General features: G+C 45.6%; 19 protein-coding genes. 17 read left to right on the plus strand and 2 right to left on the minus strand.

The window, feature by feature from the left end:
- Positions 1-40: 40 nt before the first annotated feature.
- Positions 41-415, plus strand: a complete 375-nt coding sequence (locus tag NAF17_RS03375; RefSeq protein WP_252756569.1) for a response regulator — start codon at positions 41-43, stop codon at positions 413-415.
- A gap of 4 nt (positions 416-419) precedes the next feature.
- Positions 420-1,466: an adenylate/guanylate cyclase domain-containing protein gene (locus tag NAF17_RS03380; RefSeq protein WP_252756570.1), complete on the plus strand. Its 1,047-nt coding sequence runs from the start codon at positions 420-422 to the stop codon at positions 1,464-1,466.
- Positions 1,467-1,598: 132 nt separating this feature from the next.
- On the opposite strand, the gene NAF17_RS03385 is transcribed toward NAF17_RS03380, so the two are convergent.
- Positions 1,599-3,068 (minus strand): YitT family protein, encoded by a 1,470-nt coding sequence (locus NAF17_RS03385; RefSeq protein ID WP_252756571.1) that lies wholly within the window; start codon positions 3,066-3,068, stop codon positions 1,599-1,601.
- Between the two features lie 249 nt (positions 3,069-3,317).
- Between NAF17_RS03385 and NAF17_RS03390 the strand changes: the two genes are divergently transcribed.
- The 8 genes from NAF17_RS03390 (at position 3,318) to NAF17_RS03425 (ending at position 15,511) form a co-directional block, all read left to right on the plus strand.
- Complete coding sequence (locus NAF17_RS03390) at positions 3,318-4,346, plus strand: LLM class flavin-dependent oxidoreductase (protein WP_252756572.1); 1,029 nt, start codon at positions 3,318-3,320, stop codon at positions 4,344-4,346.
- Positions 4,347-4,503: 157 nt separating this feature from the next.
- Positions 4,504-5,871: a serine/threonine protein kinase gene (locus tag NAF17_RS03395; protein WP_252756573.1), complete on the plus strand. Its 1,368-nt coding sequence runs from the start codon at positions 4,504-4,506 to the stop codon at positions 5,869-5,871.
- Positions 5,872-5,915: 44 nt separating this feature from the next.
- On the plus strand, positions 5,916-6,860 hold the full coding sequence (locus NAF17_RS03400; protein ID WP_252756574.1) for a hypothetical protein: 945 nt from the start codon (positions 5,916-5,918) through the stop codon (positions 6,858-6,860).
- Between the two features lie 96 nt (positions 6,861-6,956).
- The gene (locus NAF17_RS03405; RefSeq protein ID WP_252756575.1) at positions 6,957-8,420 is read left to right on the plus strand and encodes a protein phosphatase 2C domain-containing protein; all 1,464 of its coding nucleotides are present in this window, start codon (positions 6,957-6,959) and stop codon (positions 8,418-8,420) included.
- A complete protein-coding gene (locus NAF17_RS03410; protein WP_252756576.1) occupies positions 8,407-12,477 on the plus strand; it encodes an FtsW/RodA/SpoVE family cell cycle protein in 4,071 nt (1,356 codons plus the stop codon). Before NAF17_RS03405 ends, NAF17_RS03410 begins: the two co-directional genes overlap by 14 nt.
- Positions 12,478-12,542: 65 nt before the next feature.
- On the plus strand, positions 12,543-13,334 hold the full coding sequence (locus NAF17_RS03415; protein WP_252756577.1) for an FHA domain-containing protein: 792 nt from the start codon (positions 12,543-12,545) through the stop codon (positions 13,332-13,334).
- A complete protein-coding gene (locus NAF17_RS03420) occupies positions 13,327-14,742 on the plus strand; it encodes a serine/threonine protein kinase (RefSeq protein ID WP_252756578.1) in 1,416 nt (471 codons plus the stop codon). The genes NAF17_RS03415 and NAF17_RS03420 overlap by 8 nt, the downstream gene beginning before the upstream one ends.
- A 10-nt stretch (positions 14,743-14,752) precedes the next feature.
- Entirely contained in the window at positions 14,753-15,511 is a 759-nt protein-coding gene (locus NAF17_RS03425; protein ID WP_252756579.1) for a ThuA domain-containing protein, read from the plus strand.
- Here NAF17_RS03425 and NAF17_RS03430 read toward each other — a convergent pair whose 3' ends face one another.
- Positions 15,512-16,657 carry a hypothetical protein gene (locus NAF17_RS03430; RefSeq protein WP_252756580.1) on the minus strand — a complete coding sequence of 382 codons (1,146 nt, stop codon included), beginning with the start codon at positions 16,655-16,657 and terminating at the stop codon, positions 15,512-15,514.
- A 228-nt stretch (positions 16,658-16,885) separates the two neighbouring features.
- On the opposite strand from NAF17_RS03430, the gene NAF17_RS03435 reads away from it, so the two are divergent.
- From NAF17_RS03435 to NAF17_RS03465, 7 genes are all read left to right on the plus strand, one after another.
- Positions 16,886-17,338, plus strand: a complete 453-nt coding sequence (locus NAF17_RS03435) for a DUF4395 domain-containing protein (RefSeq protein WP_252756581.1) — start codon at positions 16,886-16,888, stop codon at positions 17,336-17,338.
- Positions 17,339-17,410: 72 nt separating this feature from the next.
- A complete protein-coding gene (locus NAF17_RS03440) occupies positions 17,411-17,665 on the plus strand; it encodes a hypothetical protein (protein WP_252756582.1) in 255 nt (84 codons plus the stop codon).
- An 84-nt stretch (positions 17,666-17,749) separates the two neighbouring features.
- Positions 17,750-18,352: a hypothetical protein gene (locus NAF17_RS03445; protein ID WP_252756583.1), complete on the plus strand. Its 603-nt coding sequence runs from the start codon at positions 17,750-17,752 to the stop codon at positions 18,350-18,352.
- An 80-nt stretch (positions 18,353-18,432) separates the two neighbouring features.
- Positions 18,433-18,582, plus strand: coding sequence for a hypothetical protein (locus tag NAF17_RS03450; RefSeq protein ID WP_252756584.1), 150 nt, complete (start codon positions 18,433-18,435; stop codon positions 18,580-18,582).
- A gap of 322 nt (positions 18,583-18,904) precedes the next feature.
- Positions 18,905-19,084: a hypothetical protein gene (locus tag NAF17_RS03455; RefSeq protein WP_252756585.1), complete on the plus strand. Its 180-nt coding sequence runs from the start codon at positions 18,905-18,907 to the stop codon at positions 19,082-19,084.
- An 89-nt stretch (positions 19,085-19,173) separates the two neighbouring features.
- Positions 19,174-20,700, plus strand: coding sequence for a flavin monoamine oxidase family protein (locus tag NAF17_RS03460; protein ID WP_252756586.1), 1,527 nt, complete (start codon positions 19,174-19,176; stop codon positions 20,698-20,700).
- Positions 20,701-20,712: 12 nt separating this feature from the next.
- Positions 20,713-22,368 (plus strand): thiamine pyrophosphate-binding protein, encoded by a 1,656-nt coding sequence (locus NAF17_RS03465; protein WP_252756587.1) that lies wholly within the window; start codon positions 20,713-20,715, stop codon positions 22,366-22,368.
- Positions 22,369-22,404 lie beyond the last annotated feature (36 nt).

Genomic DNA, 22,404 nt, shown 5'->3' on the forward strand with positions numbered 1-22,404 from the left:
TACTTAGCACAAAATTGATTTATCTATCTTTAAACACCATATGAAAATATTAGTTGTAGACGACGAAGCAGACGTTCAGCCGCTTTTTTTACAGCGATTCCGCAAGGAAATAAAAAACCATGAAGTAGAATTTAACTTTGCCCAGTCGGGCGAGGAAGCGCTGGATTATCTGAAGGATAAACATTCGGAGGTGGTGCTCATCCTTTCGGACATCAACATGCCGGGCATGAGCGGGATAGAGTTGCTAACGCACATCCGTGAAGATTTCCCAAACCCGCCACCACCCGTGGTAATGATGATAACCGCCTATGGCGACGACGAAAACTACCAACAAGCGATGGCTAAAGGCGCGGATGATTTTCTGACCAAGCCCCTTGATTTTAATTTACTGAAAGAAAAACTTAAAAACTTATAGCACAATGGCTAAGATACTGGTAGTGGATGACGAGGCCGACCTGGAAGTGCTGGTAAAACAAAAGTTTCGCCGTAAGATAAGGGAGAACGAGTACGAATTTATCTTCGCGGCGAACGGTGAAGAAGCTTTAGAGCGCATTAAAGAACACCCTGACCTGGACATTATCCTGTCGGACATTAACATGCCTGTGATGGACGGACTTACCCTACTTACCCACCTGCCCGATGCCAACCCGATGCTAAAAGCGGTAGTGGTATCGGCCTATGGCGATATGCAAAATATCCGCACCGCCATGAACCGTGGCGCTTACGACTTTGTGATGAAACCTGTGGACTTTGAAGACCTGGACTTGACCATGCAGCGTACCATTGCCTATGTAAGGCAATTGCAGGCAACCTTTAAGGCTATTAAAGAGAATAACATTCTGAAAATGTATGTGGATGAGAACGTGCTAAATTTTATGGCACACAAGGAGTTTGAAGGCAGCCTCATGAAAAATGAACTGTTGGAAGCTACCGTAATGTTTGTAGATGTTTGTGGTTTTACGGCCATTACCGAGCATATCCCGGCCAATACGGTAGTAAACCTGCTTAACGGTTTATTCGATAAAATTGTAAAAGAAATTATAGCCCAGGGTGGCCATGTAGATAAGTTTATGGGCGATGCGATTATGGCCGTGTTCCGTGGTGAGTTCCATTTGGATAGGGCGATAGATGCGGCGCTGTCGGTAAAATCCCACCTCGCTGACGAGCCGGAGATCGACGCAGGCAACGGCAAAATCTTTAAACCAAATATTTCTGTGGGTATCAACAGCGGCGAAATGGTATCGGGCAACATTGGTTCGGCCTCTCTAAAAAGACTGGATTATACCGTAATAGGCGATTCGGTAAACCTTGCCCAGCGCCTGCAAGGCATAGCCACCGCCGGCCAAATCATCATCACTGAGGATGTTTACCATAAAGCAAAAGAATCGTTCCAGTGCAAAGTAAACGGAGAGTTTGCGCTAAAGAATAAGATAAAGCCGGTTAATACTTACGAGGTGGTGGAGTAGAGGAGGATTTCTGACTATCTAATTATGTCATCGCAAGTAGCGTAGCTACGTGGCAATCTCAGCAGCATAATCCGCATGTCCTATGAGATTGCCACGCTATCGCTCGCAATGTCATGGTGGGAAATGCGTCTCTTAATGTCTCGCTCTTCGTTTCAGTACCCCACCCGCGGCTTCTTTAATAATACTGGTAAAGATGAACGCTTTAGGGTCTATCTCATGTACCATATTGCGCAGGCGCCTTAACTCTAAACGGGTAACTACGGTAAACACTATATCAACCGGGTGGCTCACGTCAAAACTTTCTTTCAGGAAACCGCGCTCGCCTTTGTAAACGGTAATACCGCGACTAAGCTGCTTCACCAGCATCTCTTTGATTAATGCGTTTTGGCCGGATATGATGGTTACACCGGTATACTCTTCCAGGCCTTCTATCACAAAGTTGATCATCCGCGATGCGGTGTAATAAGTAATGATAGAGTAAAGGGAGGTGATAAAGCCGACCTCTAAGGCAGCTATCAGGAAAATAATTACGTTGATACCTAATATGATCTCGCTGATGGTAAAGCTGATGCGCTTACCGGTATAAAGTGCTAATACTTCGATGCCATCCAGCGCGCAGCCACCCCGAATAGCTAAACCAATCCCGGTGCCCATAAATACGCCTCCAAAAATAGATACAAGTAGTTTGTCTGAAGTGATTTTATCAGGATAAGGCAAATAAAGCAAACACAGCGCTAAGCCTATAATAGCCATCATGGTGCGTATGGCAAAGGTTTTATTTACCTGCATTGCACCCATAATAATGAATGGTATGTTAGCCAGGATAATTACGTAGGCAATGTTAACATGGTAAAGTTCGTGGATCAACAGGGAGATACCCGTTACCCCACCATCAAAAAAGGCATTGGGGATCAGGAAACTTTTTAAGGCAAACCCGCAAAACAAAATGCCTACAACGGCATAAAGCGTGTCTGTAATTATAGATCGTTTGGTGGTGGCTGTATTCATTTCGGCGATGGAAGTTTTGGTTTGTAAATCTCTTAAATTTTCCTGTTTTTTCGGCTTCCTATTTTTCAATGATGTTGGTGTGAAATAATGGTGGCTTTGCAGGAAACTAATCTGTGTTTTGTCCCAGTCATTAATATTATCTCCCAATCCAAGCGCCTGCATCTCCTTTAAAAGCTTGTTACCCGTCGGGATAAAATCCTGTCGTCCCAGGTAATCCAGGTCGGCATCGCAGATGATCTGCTCCAGCAGGGTGGTAGGTTGCTGTGGTAATTGGGTTGCCATGATCAGGGTGCAAACCCGCTCAATATAATCCTGGTCGTAACCAAACAGGGGTAAAGCCTCACGGGCAATATGGCAGGAAGCCAGTTCATGGTCTTTAACACTTTTTAGGTAGCCGCTGTCGTGGTAAAGGGCGGCTAAAAGTAAAAGCTGGGTATCCGCTTCGTTTATGTTTTCCTGCTTTGCGATGGAAGCGGCAGAACGATACACATCAAGGGTATGGTTGGTGTTATGGTAATGGAATTGCACCGGCAATTCAATCCGCAGCCTGTCTAAAATATATTTACCCTCGGGGCTCTCAACCAGATCCATCATTGTTGCGCTAAGATATTAATTTGAGGGGAAATGCCTCACCTAAATCCTTTCCAAAGGAGAGGGCTTTAAAAGTATTTTCCTACCTCTCCATAGGAGAGGGCCGGGGAAAGGCTCCTTTTTGTCATCCCTTTCTGATTTTGTGACCGCAACGTCATATAACATCAAAATAGGCTTAACAGCATCAAATTCGGCGTAAATTTGAATAACATCTGCCAAAAACGGGTGTTATATCTACAGAATTTCACAAACATGAACGCAAAAAAATTAGCAGATATAAAATATTCGGTATTAGACCTTGCTTCGGTAACCGAGGGTAGCACACCTGCAGAGAGCTTTAAAAAAAGCATGGATGTGGCACAGCTTGCCGAAAAAATCGGCTACACCCGTTACTGGTTTGCCGAGCATCATAACATGATGAACGTAGCCAGTTCGGCAACCTCGGTATTGATCTGTTACATTGCCGGTGGTACTTCCAAGATTCGTGTTGGCTCGGGTGGTATTATGCTGCCAAACCATGCGCCACTTATTGTAGCCGAGCAGTTTGGTACGCTTGCATCGCTATATCCCGATAGGATAGACCTGGGCCTTGGCCGCGCGCCAGGCACCGACCAGGTAACTGCCCTTGCCATCCGTGGCGAAAACTTTAATGCGGCACATAATTTCCCGCGGGATATTGTAAAGCTGCAAACCTATTTCTCTGCAGATAATGCCAACAGCAAAGTAAGGGCTATCCCCGGCGAGGGTTTAGATGTACCGATATGGATCTTGGGATCCAGTACCGATAGCGCAAAGGTTGCTGCCGCATTTGGTTTGCCCTATGCGTTTGCCAGCCACTTTGCACCAACTTACTTTAAAGAAGCTATCCAGATTTACCGCGACAACTTTAAACCATCAGAACATTTGAAAAAGCCTTACGTAATGGCTTGTGTGAACGTAGTTGCTGCCGATACCGATAAGGAAGCGGAATATTTATCGACCTCGGTTAAACAATTTTTTATGGGTGTGGTAACCGGCAAACGTCAGTTATTGCCGCCGCCAGTTAAACACATGGACAGCGTTTGGAATGTATTTGAAGAAGAAGCCGTAATGCAGATGCTGGCCTACTCGTTCATTGGCGGGCCTGAAAAGATCAAGGCAGAATTAAGCGCTTTTGTAGAAGAAACCGGCATCGACGAGATCATGGCAACTACGCATATCTTCGACCATCAATCAAGAATGTACTCCTACAAGGTTTTTGCTGATATTATCCGTACATCGGCTTACGCGCCTATAGCTTAATTACCTAACAGAAAATATTGCCCGCATCTGCAAGGATAGCGGGCTTTTTTGTGGATATATCTCAACATCTTAATAAAAACCTACAACAAACAGGCGTAATAAATGTACTTTAGTCTGTAAAATGCTGTTTATATAATTTACAGCATAATATCTACGAATGAGTAAAGTATTTACAATAACAGAGGGACTTGAAAACTTAGGCGCCATGAGCACCGGTGGGCAGGGCTCGGTATATAAAGGCCGCCGCATGGGGCCTGTACTTACGGCCATAAAACTGTTGCCAACACCTATCCATACCGAAAGTGAGGATGATAAGAACTTCCGCAATTTCCGCAACGAGGTTACCAAACTACAAAAGGTAAACGAGCAGCCAAACCCTAACGTGGTGAAGATATTAAGCTCGGGTATTACCGATAGCGGCTCTTTCCCCTACATCGAGATGGAGTACATTGAGGGCCCCGACCTTTGCGAACTGCTGAAACCACCCCACGAAAAAATCTTCATGCTTAAGGAGGTGATCCGCGTGGCAGATCAGCTGGCGAGCGCCCTGGCACATTGCCATAAAGTAGGAGTAAAGCATGGCGATGTTAAAAGCAATAATGTAAAATATAACATCCACACCGGTAATTATGTACTACTGGATTTTGGCCTTGCGATAATGAGCGAAGAGCAGCGCCGTACCAGCATCCGCCACGCAGGAGCTATCGAATTTATGGCCCCCGAGCAGCACGAAGGTAAAATGCTGATGGAAACCGATATTTACAGTTACGGCATTATCCTGTACGAACTGCTAACCGGCGAAGTGCCGTTCCCGCTTCATGGCGGTGGCGATGCAGGCCGTAACGCGGTGATGCTTGCCCATATAGAAACCCCCGTGCCCGATCTGCTGAACGCCCGTCGTAAATCGTTGCCCGATAGCTGGGACGATGAAATGAAAGGCCACGAAATGCAGGTACCTAAATGGTTGTTAAACCTGATCGCGAAATGCCTGCAAAAAGCACCTAAAGATAGGTTTAGCAATGGTACACAATTGCATGACGCCATAATAAAAGGCAGCATCAGCGCATCTGATGGGTTCGACCTGACGGGAGGGTTAAGCAATGCCGCCCTGCGTAGCGAGAACGAACGCCTGCATAATCAGTTGATGCTTTACCAACAGGCTGGTCCGCCGCCTGCACAGGTTACAGCCGAACCGGTAGAAGATGCATCGCGCGTGTCGCTGTCAAAACCATATTATTATACGGTTATAACATTACTGGTGCTGTTCATGGGCTTTTCGGTTTACTCGACTTTGTTGAAAAAGCAAGGCCCGCCAAAACAGATCAACCAGGATTCGTTACAGAACAGTGACGCGAGCAAAGGCGATACGGGTGTAAACTTCGGCTCCAAATTTCCAACGGATAACGCGGCAGAAGCGGATAGCATACGCGTAGCAAAGGATACGGTTGTTAAAAAGCCGTTGGTAATACCGCAAAAGCCCGCGCCTGATACGATCAGAACAGAGCCGGACACAACAAGTAATTAAACCATTAAACATCTGCCGTAAGGCAGTTTTTCTAAGATATATAAATGGCATCAACACCAAATTTTTGGCAACGCATAGGGATCCAGGATTGGTTTTTAACCAACGAAAGCACCGAGAAGGCCAAGGCGAAAGCCCTTACGCCCGATACGGTTTACAGCTACATTGTAGAGAAGTTCCGCGATTCTATTAAAGACCTTTCCTTTGCCGACCGGGTGGTGTTCTACCACGAGTTCATCATCAGTTTTAATGCCGATGATTACAAGGAGTTTGTCGCCGATAAACAAGGCATCTTCGGCCTCATCGTACAGGAAACGGTTACCAAGTTCTACGAGATATTGAAAGAATACCGCGCGCAGGGTAAAACAGTAAAGCCGTCGGGCTCTAAATGGGTGTTCCGTTTGGTATCGCACCCGGACTATGCCCGCGGGGATAAAGGCTTCATCGGTAAATTACTACCGGATAATAACCAAAAAGAGCAGAACCTGCGTGTAACATTCATCCCACGCCAAACGGGTATCGCCCAAACTTTTGATGTAAGCCAGGAAGCTTTAAAAGGCTTTACTTATTACAGCGAAGGTTATTTCGAGATCCCATACGAGGAGGAACTGGAACCCCAGGAAGCGAAGGCCGCCAAGGCGCAAGCCAATATAGCACGACTGGAAACCATTATACCCGATCAGCAATTTGCAGGTAAAAAGGTGGAATATTTTATGACGGATGAAGACCTCATCGTATCCGGCAGCGAAGAAACCCGCGAGGATTCTAACATCTTTACCATCCCGAGCGATTGGGTGAACGCGCCGCACCTGCACATTAGGTATAACAAGGCCGCTGGTAAATTTTACCTGGCATCGTTTGGCGAAATAACTACATTGAATGAAGTTGCGGTTGAGCGCAGCGAGATCAACTCACCAAAATGGGTGGAATTGCCCATAAACTCGCGCATGTTGCTGAATGGTATCATTGGACTAAACCTGTTTAAAGCATAATGGGTATGTCGCAAATATTATCTATAGGCCTGTTGGCAATAGGGTTTTGCCTGTTGGTAACCCATTTTATTGATATTAAAAAATCCGGTAAACGCAATGGCTGAAAACTATTTTGGATTAACCGACACAGGCAAGGTACGTACCAATAACGAGGATGCCTTTATCACCCAAAAGGTGATGGGCGGCCGCATGTTACTGGCTTCGGTAATTGATGGGGTGGGTGGCTACAATGGCGGCGAAGTTGCTGCCGCGATAGCAAAAGATGTTTTTATTGAGCGGCTGAGCGGCCTGCAGGGCGAGATCATCCCCGGGATGATAGATGCCTTTAAACTGGCAAGCACCCAGATCTCCGACAAAAAGGCAAGCGACAAAGACCTGGAAAGTATGGCTTGCGTAGCTACCATTGCTTTGGTAGATGTGGAGCATAACCAGTTTTTTTACGCCCACGTTGGCGATACCCGTTTGTATCTGCTGCGCGATAATTCGTTGGTGAAGATCTCTAAAGACCATTCCTTTGTAGGTTTCCTGGAAGACAGCGGAAGGTTGACTGAAACCGCGGCCATGAACCATCCTAAGCGTAACGAGATCAATAAGGCCCTTGGTTTTACCAGCCAGATAGATACCGACGAAAGTTTTATCGAAACAGGGCAGTCGCCTTTTTTGCCGGGCGATATGCTGTTACTGTGCAGCGATGGCCTGACGGACCTGGTAGATAAAACGGCTATCCTGGATATCATCACTCAAAACATTCCTTTGCAGGAAAAGGCTATCCAGCTAATCAATACAGCTAATGATAACGGTGGTAGCGATAATGTTACGGTTGTATTGGTACAAAACGATAAACCGCAGCAACGCCCGCAGGTTACCATGCCGGTATCATCGCCCGTAAAGAGGAATGATGAAACCGATGATGGGATAACTTCAGTCCGTAACCAACCCAAATCCGAATCACGACCACAAACCGAACCACCTATGGCTCAACATAAAAGTAATGGCTTAACCATTTTGCTTGGGCTGCTGTGCCTGGTGTTTTTAGCTACCAGCATTTGGCTGTACATGTCTAAACAACCTGCTGGCAAACCAACCGCGCAATCGGGTACGCCTACAGAAAAGCTACGCAATGGCGATGAAGTTAAATTGCAGGATGCCATTGATGCCTTTAAAGGAGATACATTGGTATTGTCTGATACATTATTCAAGAAAACCATAGTGCTTACCGATACACTGCACATCGACCAGGATACTTTATACATCCGCGTGAAGGGCGATATTGTTTTGCAGCGTGATACGGCCTACAAAGGCCCGGCTTTAGCTGTTGGTAAGGATAGTAAGGTCATCGTTTTAGAGAATTTTAAGTTTGAGGGTTTTGATACGGCCATCGATCTGCAAAACACGGCTTTCTCTTTAAAAAACACACAGTTTATGAACTGCCGCCTGCCGGTTCAGCGTAAGTACGAACTGCTTGCAGATAAACCCGTAACCGCCTATTTCCCAGCTACAAAAGTTAACCCGCAAACTGCTAAACCTCAAACCCCTGCCAAGCCAAATGGAGCCCGATAAGATCCAAACGGAAACCCGCTGGAAGGAGAGGGGTTTCCTGTTGCTAATAAGCGTATTATTTGTATTTCTTTTCTTTAGACTATATACCGTTGTGCAAACACGTTTTGCCGATGTGGATAAGCGCCTGCAGGATGGCACGATGATCAACCTGAACGCGCCTGATCCCGCCGGGCAGCTAAAAACCTTGTTGACCAAAGGCTATTATTTTGAAGATAAGCGCGACATTAACCTCATTACCCAAAAAGTTGCCTACAATATAGGCACCGGGCAAAAAATTGATAACATAGGCGAGTTAAACAAGCGCAAGTATTTTATTGCTGCCGATGACGCCTTCCAGCAAGGCGGCGAGTCGTTTAAGGCGCGTGTTGCTGCTTCGCGATCTTTATTGGGATATACAGGTGAGGATTCCACGTTGTTTGTAAACGAGCGTAGCAACCCGATAAAAGTACCCCATGTTACCGACCTGGCGATGGGCGGGTACAGTATTAGCGGTATCATCACCAATAAAAAGCAACCTATTGCCGGCGTGCTGGTTCGCATGGATATGATATTGCCGCAGGATAGCATTTTTACCGATGAAGAACTTGACGAATTAAAACCATTTACTGAGACTGGTAATGGTTATAAAAAAACTTTCCTGCCCGATAGTGCCGGCAAAAAACGCCTGCAGGCCTTAACCGCCTATGCCCGTACCAATGAGCAAGGCATTGCCGAATTTAAAAATCTACCCGGGGGCAAGGCCTTTAAAATATTGCCCTTACAACCCGGCTTTCAGTTTGGTACATCGCAGGGCGTGCAAAATTTGGATGATGACGTGAGTTTAACGTTTAACCAGGCGCCACATACCATCAGGCTTTTTTCTACCCGCGATTTTAATATCCTGAAGAAGGAAAAATCCCTTATTATTCGTACCCCGGTTGAGTTTAATAAGTGGTTCCTAATTATTTCGTGCGTGTTTATCGGGGCTTTCCTGTTTGTACATATCCTGCTGTCGTGGAAGTTTAGCACTTCAGATCAGTTGATACTGCCTGTGGTGATGATCCTTACCGGCTTGTCTTTCCTCACCTTATTAAGTTTACAAGACCCGCTTCGCGATCGGTTTTTGGCTAAAGATATGCTGGTTTTTCTCGGTATTGGTTTGGTAGCCATGCTGGTGATGCTGCAATTAAAACTACGCCGCTTTACACCCGATTCGTGGATCTACCGCATGCTGATATTTAAAAACAACCGCAACGCGGCAAACGGCTGGCCTTGGGTGGTACTGGCGGCTACGCTACTGGCCATGACCATCAAATTTGGTACAGGTCCTGAAGGTAGCGGCGTTAAGGTTAACCTCTTTGGTTTCCAACCCAGCGAGATCGTAAAATATCTTATCATCCTTTTCCTGGCGGGCTTTTTTGCCGCCAACGAAAAACTGATCAGCGAATACACCAGCTGGAGCAAACGCTGGTCTTTCTTCTCCTTCGCGCTGGTAGCTATTTTGGTAACGCTGCTGCTGTTCCTTTTACTGGGCGACTTGGGCCCGGCGATGGTGGTGTGTTTTACCTTCATTGTGCTATTCTCCTTCTCCCGTGGCGATTTTATGTTCATGGCGGGGGCGGTGGTGCTGTACGTTATTGTATCGTGGGTGGTGAAGAACGTTTGGCTTTCGGCATTGATAACCGCGGCTATCGCGGCGCTATTCATGCTGTTTAAACGCAAGCAATTGAGCGAATCGGCAATGATGGTACTCATCATTATGGCCGCATTTTTAACCATCGACCAAATCCCTTATTTAGGCAAACTATTTCCCGGCCCGGTACAAAGGTTGGTAGATCGTAAGGCCATTTGGCAGGATGCCTGGAATAACGAGGTTTACGGTGGCGACCAGGTAGCAAACGGCCTTTGGGCTATGAGCAGCGGCGGCGTAAGCGGCCAGGGAGTAGGTGAGGGCTTTGCTAAAACCATCCCCGAGGCGCATACCGATATGATCTTACCATCAATGGGCGAGGAGTTTGGGTGGACGGGTATCGTCTGCATTTTCGTGCTGTTTTTGGTTTACCTGCATCGTTCCATCCTCATTGGGCGGCGAACAGGTACACCGTTCCTGTTCTATTTATGCGCTGGGATAGGCGTTTCTACCTTTGTGCAGTTTCTGCTCATTGCGGGTGGTTCAACGGGTGCATTGCCTTTATCGGGCGTTTCGCTGCCATTTCAGAGTTATGGAGGGTCGTCGTTGGTGGCAAACTTGATGGCTTCGGGCTTTTTGCTCTCCGCATCATTGGTGAGGGGTACGCCGGTTCAAATGAATTATATATCGCGCCAGCAGGATAAAAACCTGGTGCCTGCCTTGATAGCCGCCTTTGTTGCGGTTACGTTATTAACGGTTAACGTATCGCGCTATTTGTCTAATAATAAAAAATGGGTGGTTCAACCTGCTTTGGTAGCCGATAAAAGCGGCGCCAGAATGTTTAGTTATAACCCGCGGATAGCCATATTGATGAACAGGCTGCAAGCCGGCGATTTGTATGACCGTACCGGTACGCTACTGGCAACCAGCAAGCCCGAAATGGTTAAAAAACAGCATCGTAAACTGGTATTGGCCGGAGCGCAGGATTATAATATCGATTCTGCCATGCACAAGCGGTTAGACAGGTATTACCCGTTTGATGCGCAAATGTTCTTTTGGACGGGCGATGCCAATACAGGCGTTTTTAACGGTAGCCCTAACGGTTACTTTGCCGAGTACGAACACGCAGCAGAACTGCGTGGATTTAAAATGCCTACAGAGAAATACAACGTGACTGCCAACCGCTACCAGGAAGACCGCTTTTTGGCGCGTGGCGTAAAAGAAATGGCAGTGGTGAAGAAGGACTACAGCGAGATAGCGCCATTACTCATTGCGGGCATTAACAGCAAGGAGGTGAAAGCTTTTAAAAACCGTAACAGGGATGTTAAGCTGACGATGGATGCAGGCCTGCAAACCAGTATCCAAAACTCTATGGCAACGGACACTTCTCTGTTGGATAACCGCGTGTCTGTTGTGGTGATGGAATCTAACACGGGCGATGTGCTTACATCCGCCAATTACCCGTTGCCGCCCGTGCATGATTGGGAAAAGCTTACCATGAGTTATTACGATCAAAACCAGCTTTCGCAATGGACAACCACGCAAGATCTTGGTTTTACCCTCGCAACGCAACCGGGCTCAACGGCAAAACTGGCTACATCTATCGCATCGTTCAATAAACTGGGGCTGGCAGCTGTCGATAAAAAGTACAACGTAGAAAGTTACGAGCGCATCCGTACCAAAGGTTTGGAGCCCGATGAAACGGGATTGATCACCTTGGAACGTGCCGTTGCCAAATCAAACAACGTATATTTCATCAAACTCGCCAACCAGGAGCATTTGCAGGAAGATATGGCTACCGTATATTTAAAAACGGGCATGTTCCTGCATGGAGTGGGTGGTTATTATTATGGCCGTGGTAAAGAGAACGCCGCGCAGGAAGAAAAATGGCGCGAGCTATGGCGCAAAACTGAGTTTAACACCAAACCGAAATATAACCCGGATAATATCCGTAAAACCCGTGCAAAGGGTATCTCGGGTATGGCATGGGGCCAGGGTGAGTTGATAGCTACACCGGCATCTGTCGCGCGGATGGCATCAGGCATTGCCAATCATGGTACTATTCTGCCGAACAGGTATGTGTTAAAGGTAGCTGATTCGGCAACCAAGGTTAAGCCAGGGATTAAATTGACTAACGATCCAAAATACGCGGCATTGCTTCGCCAATATATGATAGAGCAAAGCGCGCCAAAGGAATGGATACTGGGCCTTGCGGTAGCAGGTAAAACCGGTACGCCCGAGAGGATCTGGAAGAAACAGCAGATAAATGATGGCTGGTACGTTTTTTTTGCGCCGAAGGCGGATGGAAGCGGAAATATGGTGGTTTGTGTGCGGATAGAATCGACAAAAGGGTCATCAGATGCAGTACGATTGGCTGCAAAGCACGTAATTCCGTTCCTGAAAGAAAAAGGATACATTAAAAGTATTAAAGAGCAAACAAGTGAATAAGGCTTGGGTTTAACATAATATAAAACGATTTTTAGGGTTCAATATAAGTAGTACAGCGCAGCATTATGTTCAATTTGTTTAAAAGTGATAAAGCCGACAGGCCTGCTGATGTGAAAAGCATCCGTTATGAATTGTTACAATTTATCAAACAGGAACTGCAAAAGGCCGAAGGCGGAGAAGGCGGCAACATTAAAGGATTAACCCTTTACGTGAACGCTCCCACGTCTGACATCCCCATGTACGAGGCTTCTGTTTATACTGAAGAACCCGAAGTTTTTAAAGACGAGGTACAGCGCATTGCAGATGATTATGCCGTAAACCTGCCCGAAAGGTGGCTGATGGAGGTGGTTTTTACAGAGGAATTTCCACCGGAGGCGATCAGGGCTACCAAGCTTGACGCGGCGTTTTTTATCAAAACAAGTAAGAATTTTATCAAGCAAAGCGCTACTGCTTATATCCGCCCTTTAAGCGGCGAAACCGAGCAGAAAGAATATCAGTTAACGTCCGAAGGGGAGAAGATCCACATTGGCAGGGATAAAAAAGCGCAGGGCGATGACGGGTTCTTTCGCACCAATCATATCGCGTTCCCCAGCGAAAGCCAAAGCGATGGCAATAAATATGTGAGCCGCCAGCATGCCCGCATCGAATGGAATAATGACGCGGGCAGGTTTATGCTTTTTGCGGATGAAGGCGGCGTACCACCACGAAATAAGATCAAGATCCGTTCAGAAAAAAGTGAAGATATTATTAAACTGACATCTACCCATATTGGCCACCAATTACAGGAAGGCGACCAGATCATACTGGGCGAATCGGCAGTGTTAGAGTTTAGTTACCAACCGGCAGCAAATGAGTAAAGTTTTTACCATTACAGAAGGCTTAGAGAACCTTGGTGCGCTGCGTACCGGCGGGCAGGGCTCAGTATATAAAGGCCGCCGAATGGGGCCTGTGCTAACGGCTGTAAAACTGTTGCCAACGCCTATCCACTCTGAAAGTGAAGATGATAAAAATTACCGCAACTTTAGTAACGAAGTTGCCAAGCTGAAAAAGGTAAACGAAGAACCAAACCCCAACGTTGTAAAAATCTTAAGCTCGGGCATAACCGAAAGCGGCTCGCTGCCATATATCGAGATGGAGTACATTGAGGGGCCGGACCTTTGCGAGTTATTGCAGCCACCGAACGAAAAGATATTTATGCTGAAAGAAGCTATCCGCGTTGCCGACCAGCTTGCGGGTGCTTTGGCGCATTGCCATAAGGTTGGTGTAAAGCATGGCGATGTTAAAAGCAATAATGTAAAATACAATATCCACACAGGTAATTATGTACTGCTGGATTTTGGCCTGGCAATCATGAGCGAGGAGGAACGCCGCAGCAGCATCCGCCATGCGGGAGCAATAGAATTTATGGCGCCCGAGCAGCATGACGGCGCGATGCTATTGCAGACGGATATTTACAGCTACGGCATTATCCTGTACGAATTACTTACTGGTCAAGTTCCGTTCCCCCTTACGGGCAATGGAGAAACAGGCCGCAACGCTATTATGCTTGCCCATATGGAAGCCCCGGTGCCCAACCTGCGCGAGGCCCGTAAAAAGAGCATAACCGATGCCTGGACAACCCTGAAACAAACCCAGGAACTGCAAGTGCCCCAATGGCTGCTGGATGTGATTGATAAATGCCTGCAAAAATTGCCCGATGCCCGTTTTAAAAACGGGATGGAACTGCATGACGCAATCGTTAACGGAAGCCTATCTGCAGATGGTAAAGTAAGTACCGCGGCTATACAGGTGGAGAATGAGCGACTTGAAATGAGAGTAGCCCAGTATCAGCAAGATGAGGTAAAAAAGGAAGAGCAACTACTCTCCCTTAAACATTATGCCAACGAAACCGGTGCACGTTTCAACGAATCTAAAGGTGTGTACGAACGGAACAATGCACTGATATTTCTGCCTAAGAAAGCACTTGCGGGTATTGTAACAGTGGCGCTGGTGTTTGTCGCATTGTTTGTGTATTCTTATTTTAATATGCCCGCGTCTGATAATGTTAAAACGGTTTACATAAGCCCTACAAATTATTTGAAACCGCCTATGATATTAAGGCCCTATGCGCATGATAGTATTATGAGGGCGTATAACCGCAAGTTAAACGCCGCGAAAAGAGCTGCCGCAACCAGGGCGATACTTGCGGCCGGTACAGATTCTTCCATTATAAAACCTGTTGTTCCAATAAAGAAAAAGCGCAAGAAGTTCCTCGGAATATTCTAAATTTCGTGGAATGAAAAAGATAGTCCTGCTTTTGTGTGTCGCTTGTATTGGCCTTGTTGCCTGGGCGCAAAAAATTAAACCGTTTAAAGTGCTTGCATTGTACGAAAACGGCGGCCACCACGTGGAATACTCTAAACACGCGAAGGTGTGGCTAAATCAACTCGCAGCCAAAAAGAGATTTGCTATCAATTATATTCAGAATACTGACAAGATCGACAGCGCTTTCTTAGCCAATTACCAACTCTTCATTCAACTGGATTATGCTCCTTATGCCTGGAAGCCAAAAGCAGCCGCCGCGTTTGAGCAATACATTAACGAAGGCAGGGGGGGATGGATAGGCTTTCATCATGCTACATTACTGGGCGAGTTTGATGGCTACCCCATGTGGAATTGGTTCTCGCAATTTATGGGTGGCATCAGGTGGAAGGATTATATCGAAACTTTTGCGAAAGGAACTGTGAATGTAGAAGACAAGCAACACCCCGTGATGAAAGGCGTACCCCAATCGTTTATTATCCAGCAGGAGGAGTGGTACACTTATGATAAAAGCCCAGGGCCAAACGTACATGTGCTGGCCAGTGTGGATGAAGCAACCTATCAGCCCAAACAAACCAAAGTTACCATGGGCGACCATCCCATAGTGTGGACGAATGAGCATTACAAAGCACGAAACGTTTATATTTTTATGGGGCACTCGCCAAACCTGTTTAATAACCCGGCTTACACCAGGCTGTTCAGCAACGCTATTTTTTGGGCGGCGGAGAGATAATTATTTTACCAAAGCTTCAATATTCAGGCTTTTGAATATATTGGTGCTGGGCTGCTTATCGGTATTTTTATAGCCGCCATTAATAATGCTTTGGCCCGTTGTACCCGGGTTGGCACCATAACCTAAAGGCCATTTATCTTTGGTTTTGGTGATATTTAAACCGGCCATAGAGGCGGCCTGCAGGCAAAAATCTGTACAGTTGTTATTACTCAGGTGATAATCTAAGTCGCTGTATTTTTTGGTGAGGTTCAAAATTCGTTCAAAACTCTTTTTAGAAATAAATTTCCCAACCACTTCATCCCATTGGTGGCTGGCATCATCCTTCAGTTGCCCTTCGGCAGATGGGTCCCACGGAGTGGCAAACATTATTTTTTCTTTTTTTGGATAGAAACCGAAAGAGCATGTTACATAGGTAGAATCGGCATTATATTTTATCAGCGTAATAAAAGTATGCCCTGTATTGCTGAATTTAAACACTTGTGGTTTACCCGATACTGGCTGCTTTACGTGGAAAAGTAAGGCGTAAGCCACAGTTGGCTTACCATCGTTAAAGGTGCCTGCAATACGTTTATAGTTTGTGTATTTGCTTTTCGATCTTTTTAAAACTTCGTTTTGCGCATTAAGCAGCGAATCATCTTTGGCGTTAATAGGCAATTTGTTAATATTAACAACATCATCGTCATCAGCTAAATTGATCTCGGTTTTTCTTGCTTTTTTATTTGCCTTATCAATGGTTTTAAAAAAGCATTTCATAGCCAGTGGGTACAGCTTTAACCTTGCAAAAAGGTTGGCGAAGCGGTATAGTGCTTTATTATTTTTTTTGTTCTCGGCTACGGTGTTGCCTAATTCAAGCTGTTTTAGGTAACCCATTAGCTGCTTGCGTTCCTGGGTTTTGTTCAGGTTTAGCGAGATGGTTTTTTGTAGTTTGTTATCATCATCGTCATCAAAAATATTGGTGGCGGTAGTGGCGGCGTAGGCAGTTTCTTTAGCTTCGGTAAATGGCAGGGGCTGGTTGGTGGTATCTGGCCTTGGCGAACGATATGGCATTGATGCCGATAATTGGGCACGGGCTGTTGTAAAGCTGCTGATGATAAACAGTACTAAAAGTATCGGCTTAAATAAAATAGATTGTGTTGTGCTTTTCATTTTTAATATTGTGAATTGATAAGGTAACGAGTTTAGGCGGCGGTAAATCCTTTCAGCAACAACAATATGGTTCAGTAAACGCTTTGCCAACTATTGCAAAGCATTATTTGATAAATATACTAACTAATAGATGCGTAACAAAAACGACACACTAATTTTACATTATTTAACATTATAAGCACATATGTTTATTTTTACGCTAAATTTAGTACCTATTAATTAAATAGAATGAATAACGACCTGCAATGCCCGGTAGACCACGTAAAAGTGAACGAAAATAAAGTTAGAATGATTGCCTTGCTGGTATTGGTGCTGGGCTTGTTCTTTTTGTTCACAAGCTATAGTTTGCTCATCATCCTATTGGTGTTCGACTTTTTCACACGAACCTTTAATAAGCAAAAACACAGCCCGCTGGGCTGGTTAGCCGACAGGCTGGTATTCCGTTTTAAGATTCCCTACAAACCTACCGACCGTGGCCCGAAACGTTTTGCAGCCGGGATGGGCTTAACGTTTGTATCCATTATCCTGATAGCCACTATTGCAGAGTGGGCGGTATTATTGTTGCCCCTAACTGTGTTGTTATGCATTTTCGCCTTCCTTGAATCGTTTAGTGGGTTTTGTGTGGGATGCTATGTGTATACAGGTTTGCAATGGGTGATGAGGAAGTTTGGAAGGGGATAGATTGATCTTTTTATAAGAAACTATAATAAAGAGGCCGCATGATCATGCGGCTTTTCGTGTTTGATGATATAGTTGACCATCAATTTGAACGGCAGGCAGTTTAACCCCGGCAGCGGTTTTGACCTCACTTTACCAAGTAACGAGAATTTCCTGAACACAAATGCCACCATATTTGATGCAGGTGCAGGGATCTTTGATTACGATGGCGATCCATTGCGCCGGGCTTTTATGATGATGATGAATAGTTTAAAGGTAATAATTGGTTTAGGTTGCCTTTGGAGTTATTTCCGGACCTTTTTTGCGAACCGGCACAACTTTTTCGAATAATTTACTCTTAAAACGGTTAAGAATGAACAAAATACTTATTGCCAAATACTTATATTTGTATAACATTGGCATACCTGGTAATTAATGGAGATTAAACGATATATAGAAAGTGGCATCCTGGAGGAATATATCCTAGGGTTGCTTAACAGCGAAGATCAGCAAGATGTTGTTCGCCTAAGCTTGCTACATCCCGAAGTAAAAGCGGAACTAAACGCTATTGAAGTTGCTATCGAAAAATTAGCCGCTTTAACTGCCATCGCTACATCAAATCATTCAAAAAACAGGTTGCTTGCTTCCCTTGGTTTTGCTGATGCCTTACCTGCTTTAGATTTGAATAACCTTCCTTTAACCAATGCTGATGCCAACCACCTGCAATGGATAGAAGCCTTGAAGCACCTGATCCCGGAAAATCCTGATCAGGATGTTTTTGCCGAGGTTTTAACTAATTCGCCGCTACTATCACAAGTATTGGTAGTAACCAAATGTGATGTTCCCGAGGAAACCCACGGCGATCTGATCGAAAGTTTCTTCATCCTGAAAGGCGAATGCGTGTGTACTGTTGGTGAGGATACCTTTCACCTGTATGGCGGCAGCTTTCTGGAAATTCCGCTGAATGTAGAGCATACTATCAAAATTGTATCGCCTTACGTAGTTGGTATTTTGCAGCACCGGATGCTGGAAATATAATCCATAAGCTTAATTATTCTCTCTTACTGCTATATTAATTATCGGTTTTTGTCGACCTTTAGGATTAGATCCCTCAAGCCATGGACGCCCAAAACCTTACCGTAATGGATATCGCCCAAAACGCCGCGACAAATGTTTACAAGAATATACCGGTTGCGCTGGTAAACAACCATGTTGTGAGGATGAGTGTGATGACAGAGGCCTACTACTGGAATTTCCATCCAAATTAAGATGAGAGCTTCCTGGTGATAGCGGGTTCTACATTCATCGATCTGGAAGATAAAACAATCGAATTATTCCAAAATTAGCTTTTTACCATTCCTAAAGATACAATACATCGCACCCGCCCAAACGGGAACAGGTCGGTTAACCTTACTTTCGAAAGCCTCGACCTGGTTACTGTGCAGGTTGATGGTCCGTATTAATTCTACCATTAAAAAAGCGGAGATCCCCCCTTTTAATAAGCCCAAACTGGCCTTGGCAGCTTTTGCCTGTCCACGTACTTTAGTGCTTTTTAAATTATATATTTACTAAACCACAACCCTAACTATCATGAGCATTTTTGACGACATCGGCAAAGCATTCGAAGATCTTTACCACTATATGGTGGATGGTGCTGAAAATATTTTTAATACCCTAACAGACGTGATCTATAGGGTAACGGATGGACAAAACCCCCAACGGAAACCTAATTTATCAATAGTATTTATAAAAATAAGCAGAGGAGAGTAAATACTCTTTTTCTTTTTATTGCTTTTTGTGCTAAATTGCTGTGCATTAGTTATTAATGCGAATACAACAACCTAATCCAAACCCACACCATGAGATTTTATCGTTTTAAACCGGCCCCGCTATTATTCAAATCATCCGTTGAAGACCCCGCGAAATTCAGGGGGGATGAGTATATCGAAAAACTTAAAGAACTGCGTAAATCAAAAGTTGATGTAGGCAAAAAAGTGATTATCATAGGGGCGGGTATTGCCGGCCTTAGCGCAGGGCACGAACTGAAAAAACTTGGCTACAATGTAACCCTGTTGGAAGCACAGGACGACCATATTGGTGGACGCTTACGCACCTGGCGCGAAGGCGACCTGCATGCCGAATTGGGCGCCATGCGCATCCCTAAAAGCCATACGCTTACCCGGCTTTACATTAGCGAGCAAGGGTTAAAACTGCGCCCTTTTGTGCAGGATAGTAAAAAAACGTTTTCTTATATCCGCGGCCATCGTTTCCAGCGTACCGATGAAGGTATCCAGGCATCAAAGCTGTTGTTTAACCTGTCGGATGTTGAAAAGGGTAAGAATTTATCGGAACTGTGGACGGAGGCCGTGTTAGGTATCATCAGCAACTTTACCGAGGAAGAACGCGAGGATATTTTCAGCGTAACACCTACTACTGATAAGATCAAACAGCTCGACCGCAGCAGCCTGAACGATGCCTTTAAAAAAGCTGGTTTGAGCGAAGAGGCGTCTGAATATGTGCTAACGCATTTTGGGCTGGAAACTTACCTGCAAACCTCACTGGCCGAGCACATCCGCGAGGAGATGGATGCCACCTGGGACCCCACAGATTTTGCCGAACTGGAGAACGGTACCGATAGCCTCGCTACCGCAGTTTACGAGCACTTGAAAAAGGAGACCATCATATCGGCCAAAGTATTTAAGATCCATCAGAATGAAAATACTACCGATGTATATTATAAAGATGCAGCGGACAAGGAGGTTAAAGTTACGGGCCACTGGGTGATTTGTACCGCGCCACTTGGCCTGGTATCAAAAATGGATGTGGGCGGCGCATTATCCCCACAAAAGATCCGGGCCATCCGCAGGGTGAATTACGATTCATCAACCAAAATTGTAGTAAAAACCCGTAACCGCTTTTGGGAACTAAAGGATGGTATTTTTGGCGGCGGTACCATTTACGACGGCCCAGCCGGGCATACCTGGTACCCATCAGATAACAGCGTAGCCCGCGACCCTAAAGTCTCTAATTCGCCATCTTTCCTGCTGGCATCATACACCTGGGGGCAGCAGGCAAGGCGTGTGGATGCCCTGCCGGAAGAAGCTTTGAAAGCCTTTGTGCTAAAAGAATTAAGGAAAGTGCATCCTTACGTATTAGATGAAGATATTATAGGCCTTAGGCGCTGGAGCTGGACAACCCACCCTTGGAGTTCGGGCGCGTTCGCGTTCTTTAACCCGGGCGAGCACCAGTTTTTATATAAGGAACTGAAAACACCCGATGGCAAGGTGCTGCTCGCGGGCGAGCATTGTTCCCTTACCCATTCTTGGATCCAGGGCTCGCTGGAATCTACCATTGATGCCTGTACCTATATTGTTAACAATTCTTAAGCCTTACCCATCATGACTGTAGCACAATACATATTGCAATGCCTGAAGAAACATGGCTGCCATCATATTTTTGGAGTGCCCGGTACATCATGCGCGGGCATTTACTTCGCGGTTGATAACGACCCGGAGATGAAATACCTGGTTACCGTAAACGAACTGGAAGCAGGGTACATTGCCGATGGTTACGGGCGGTTCGCGCCTATGTCGGCAGTGGCGGTTTCTTACGGGGTGGGTAACCTGAGCATGATCAACGCTATAGCCAGTGCCTATACCGAGAAGGTACCCATGATAGTGCTGAACGGTGGCCCAACCGCAAACGAGCAGGCTGACCAGGACGTTTACGGCATCCTGTTCTCGCACTCCACCGGTAAACGCAACGCCGATCTGGAGATCTACAAAAATGTTACCGTGGCTGCCGAGATGCTAACCGATCTGTCGACCGCGCAGGCGCTGATATCCGGCTTGTTCAAAAAAGCATCCGAAACACCCGGCCCGGTTTATTTGGAGGTTGCCAACAACTTTTGGGATAAAGAAATTGAAGTTGTAGAAGAGGAACTGGCTAAGGAAGAAATTATAGCTAACGAGGACGTTTTAAAAGCGTTTTTTGAGCGGATTTCGGTCGCGAAAGAACCTGTTATTTTGTTAGGATCAGAGATCTGCAGGAGGGGGCTTGCCAAACAAGCGCTGGCGGTTATCGAGAAGTTGAAGATCCCGTTTTGCACCACGCTGCTGTCTAAATCGGTAATAGATGAAGGGCACGAATTGTTCATCGGCACATACGACAGCGACCTGGTAAACAAGCCACCGCGCCGCTACGCCGAAGCTTCGGACTGCTTTATCGCGCTTGGCTGCATCTTCGGGATAGACCATGGCTCATTGGTAAAAACCCAGTATAAAACGATGGTTGATGTGTCTTACGGCAAAGCCCGGATAGCATCAACAGCGTTTGAAGGCGTGGCGTTGAAAGGGTTTTTGGAAGGCATTTTATCGCATAAGCAAGCCCAATTATTAATAGTCAATAGATCTGAACTATTTGACAATCAAAAACTTATGCGTAACCCTACCAAAAGGCCAACGCACGATGGTGTTTTTAAAGCCATCAATAAATTCCTGAGCGATAAAGGCGATCAGATGCTGATGGTGGCAGATACCTGTTTAAGCAGTTACCCTGCATCAGACCTGCAAATGCCGGCAACCAAAATGTTTTTGGCAAACCCGGTATGGCTTTCCATTGGGCAGGGCACACCTGCCAGCATAGGCGCGCATTTGGCCACCGGCAAAAGACCGATAATTGTTAGCGGTGATGGCGGCTTCCAGATGATAGCGCAAACGTTCTCTACTATGGTGAAATATAAGATTCCATCCATTATAGCGGTTATCGATAACGGTTTGTATGGGATTGAGCAGTTTTTGCTGGATAAGAAATTCTACACCGACACATCTACACCGTCTATCGGCTTTAATACCCTTAACCGCTGGAAGTATGAGAATTTTCCCGAGGTTTTTGGCGGCGGTAAAGGTTTTAGGGTAAACGATACCGATAAATTTTACGAGACACTTGAACTGGCCTTTGCTTATAAGGATGGCCCGGTGATCATCGCTATAGAGATAAACCCTAAAGATATCCCAACCGAATATGTAAAGAAGATTGAAAGCTTAAACTTATAGTTGGATCACTTTTCAAAAAGTAAAAAGCCTTTAGAT

This window comes from Mucilaginibacter aurantiaciroseus (assembly GCF_024055595.1).
Classification (GTDB): domain Bacteria; phylum Bacteroidota; class Bacteroidia; order Sphingobacteriales; family Sphingobacteriaceae; genus Mucilaginibacter; species Mucilaginibacter aurantiaciroseus.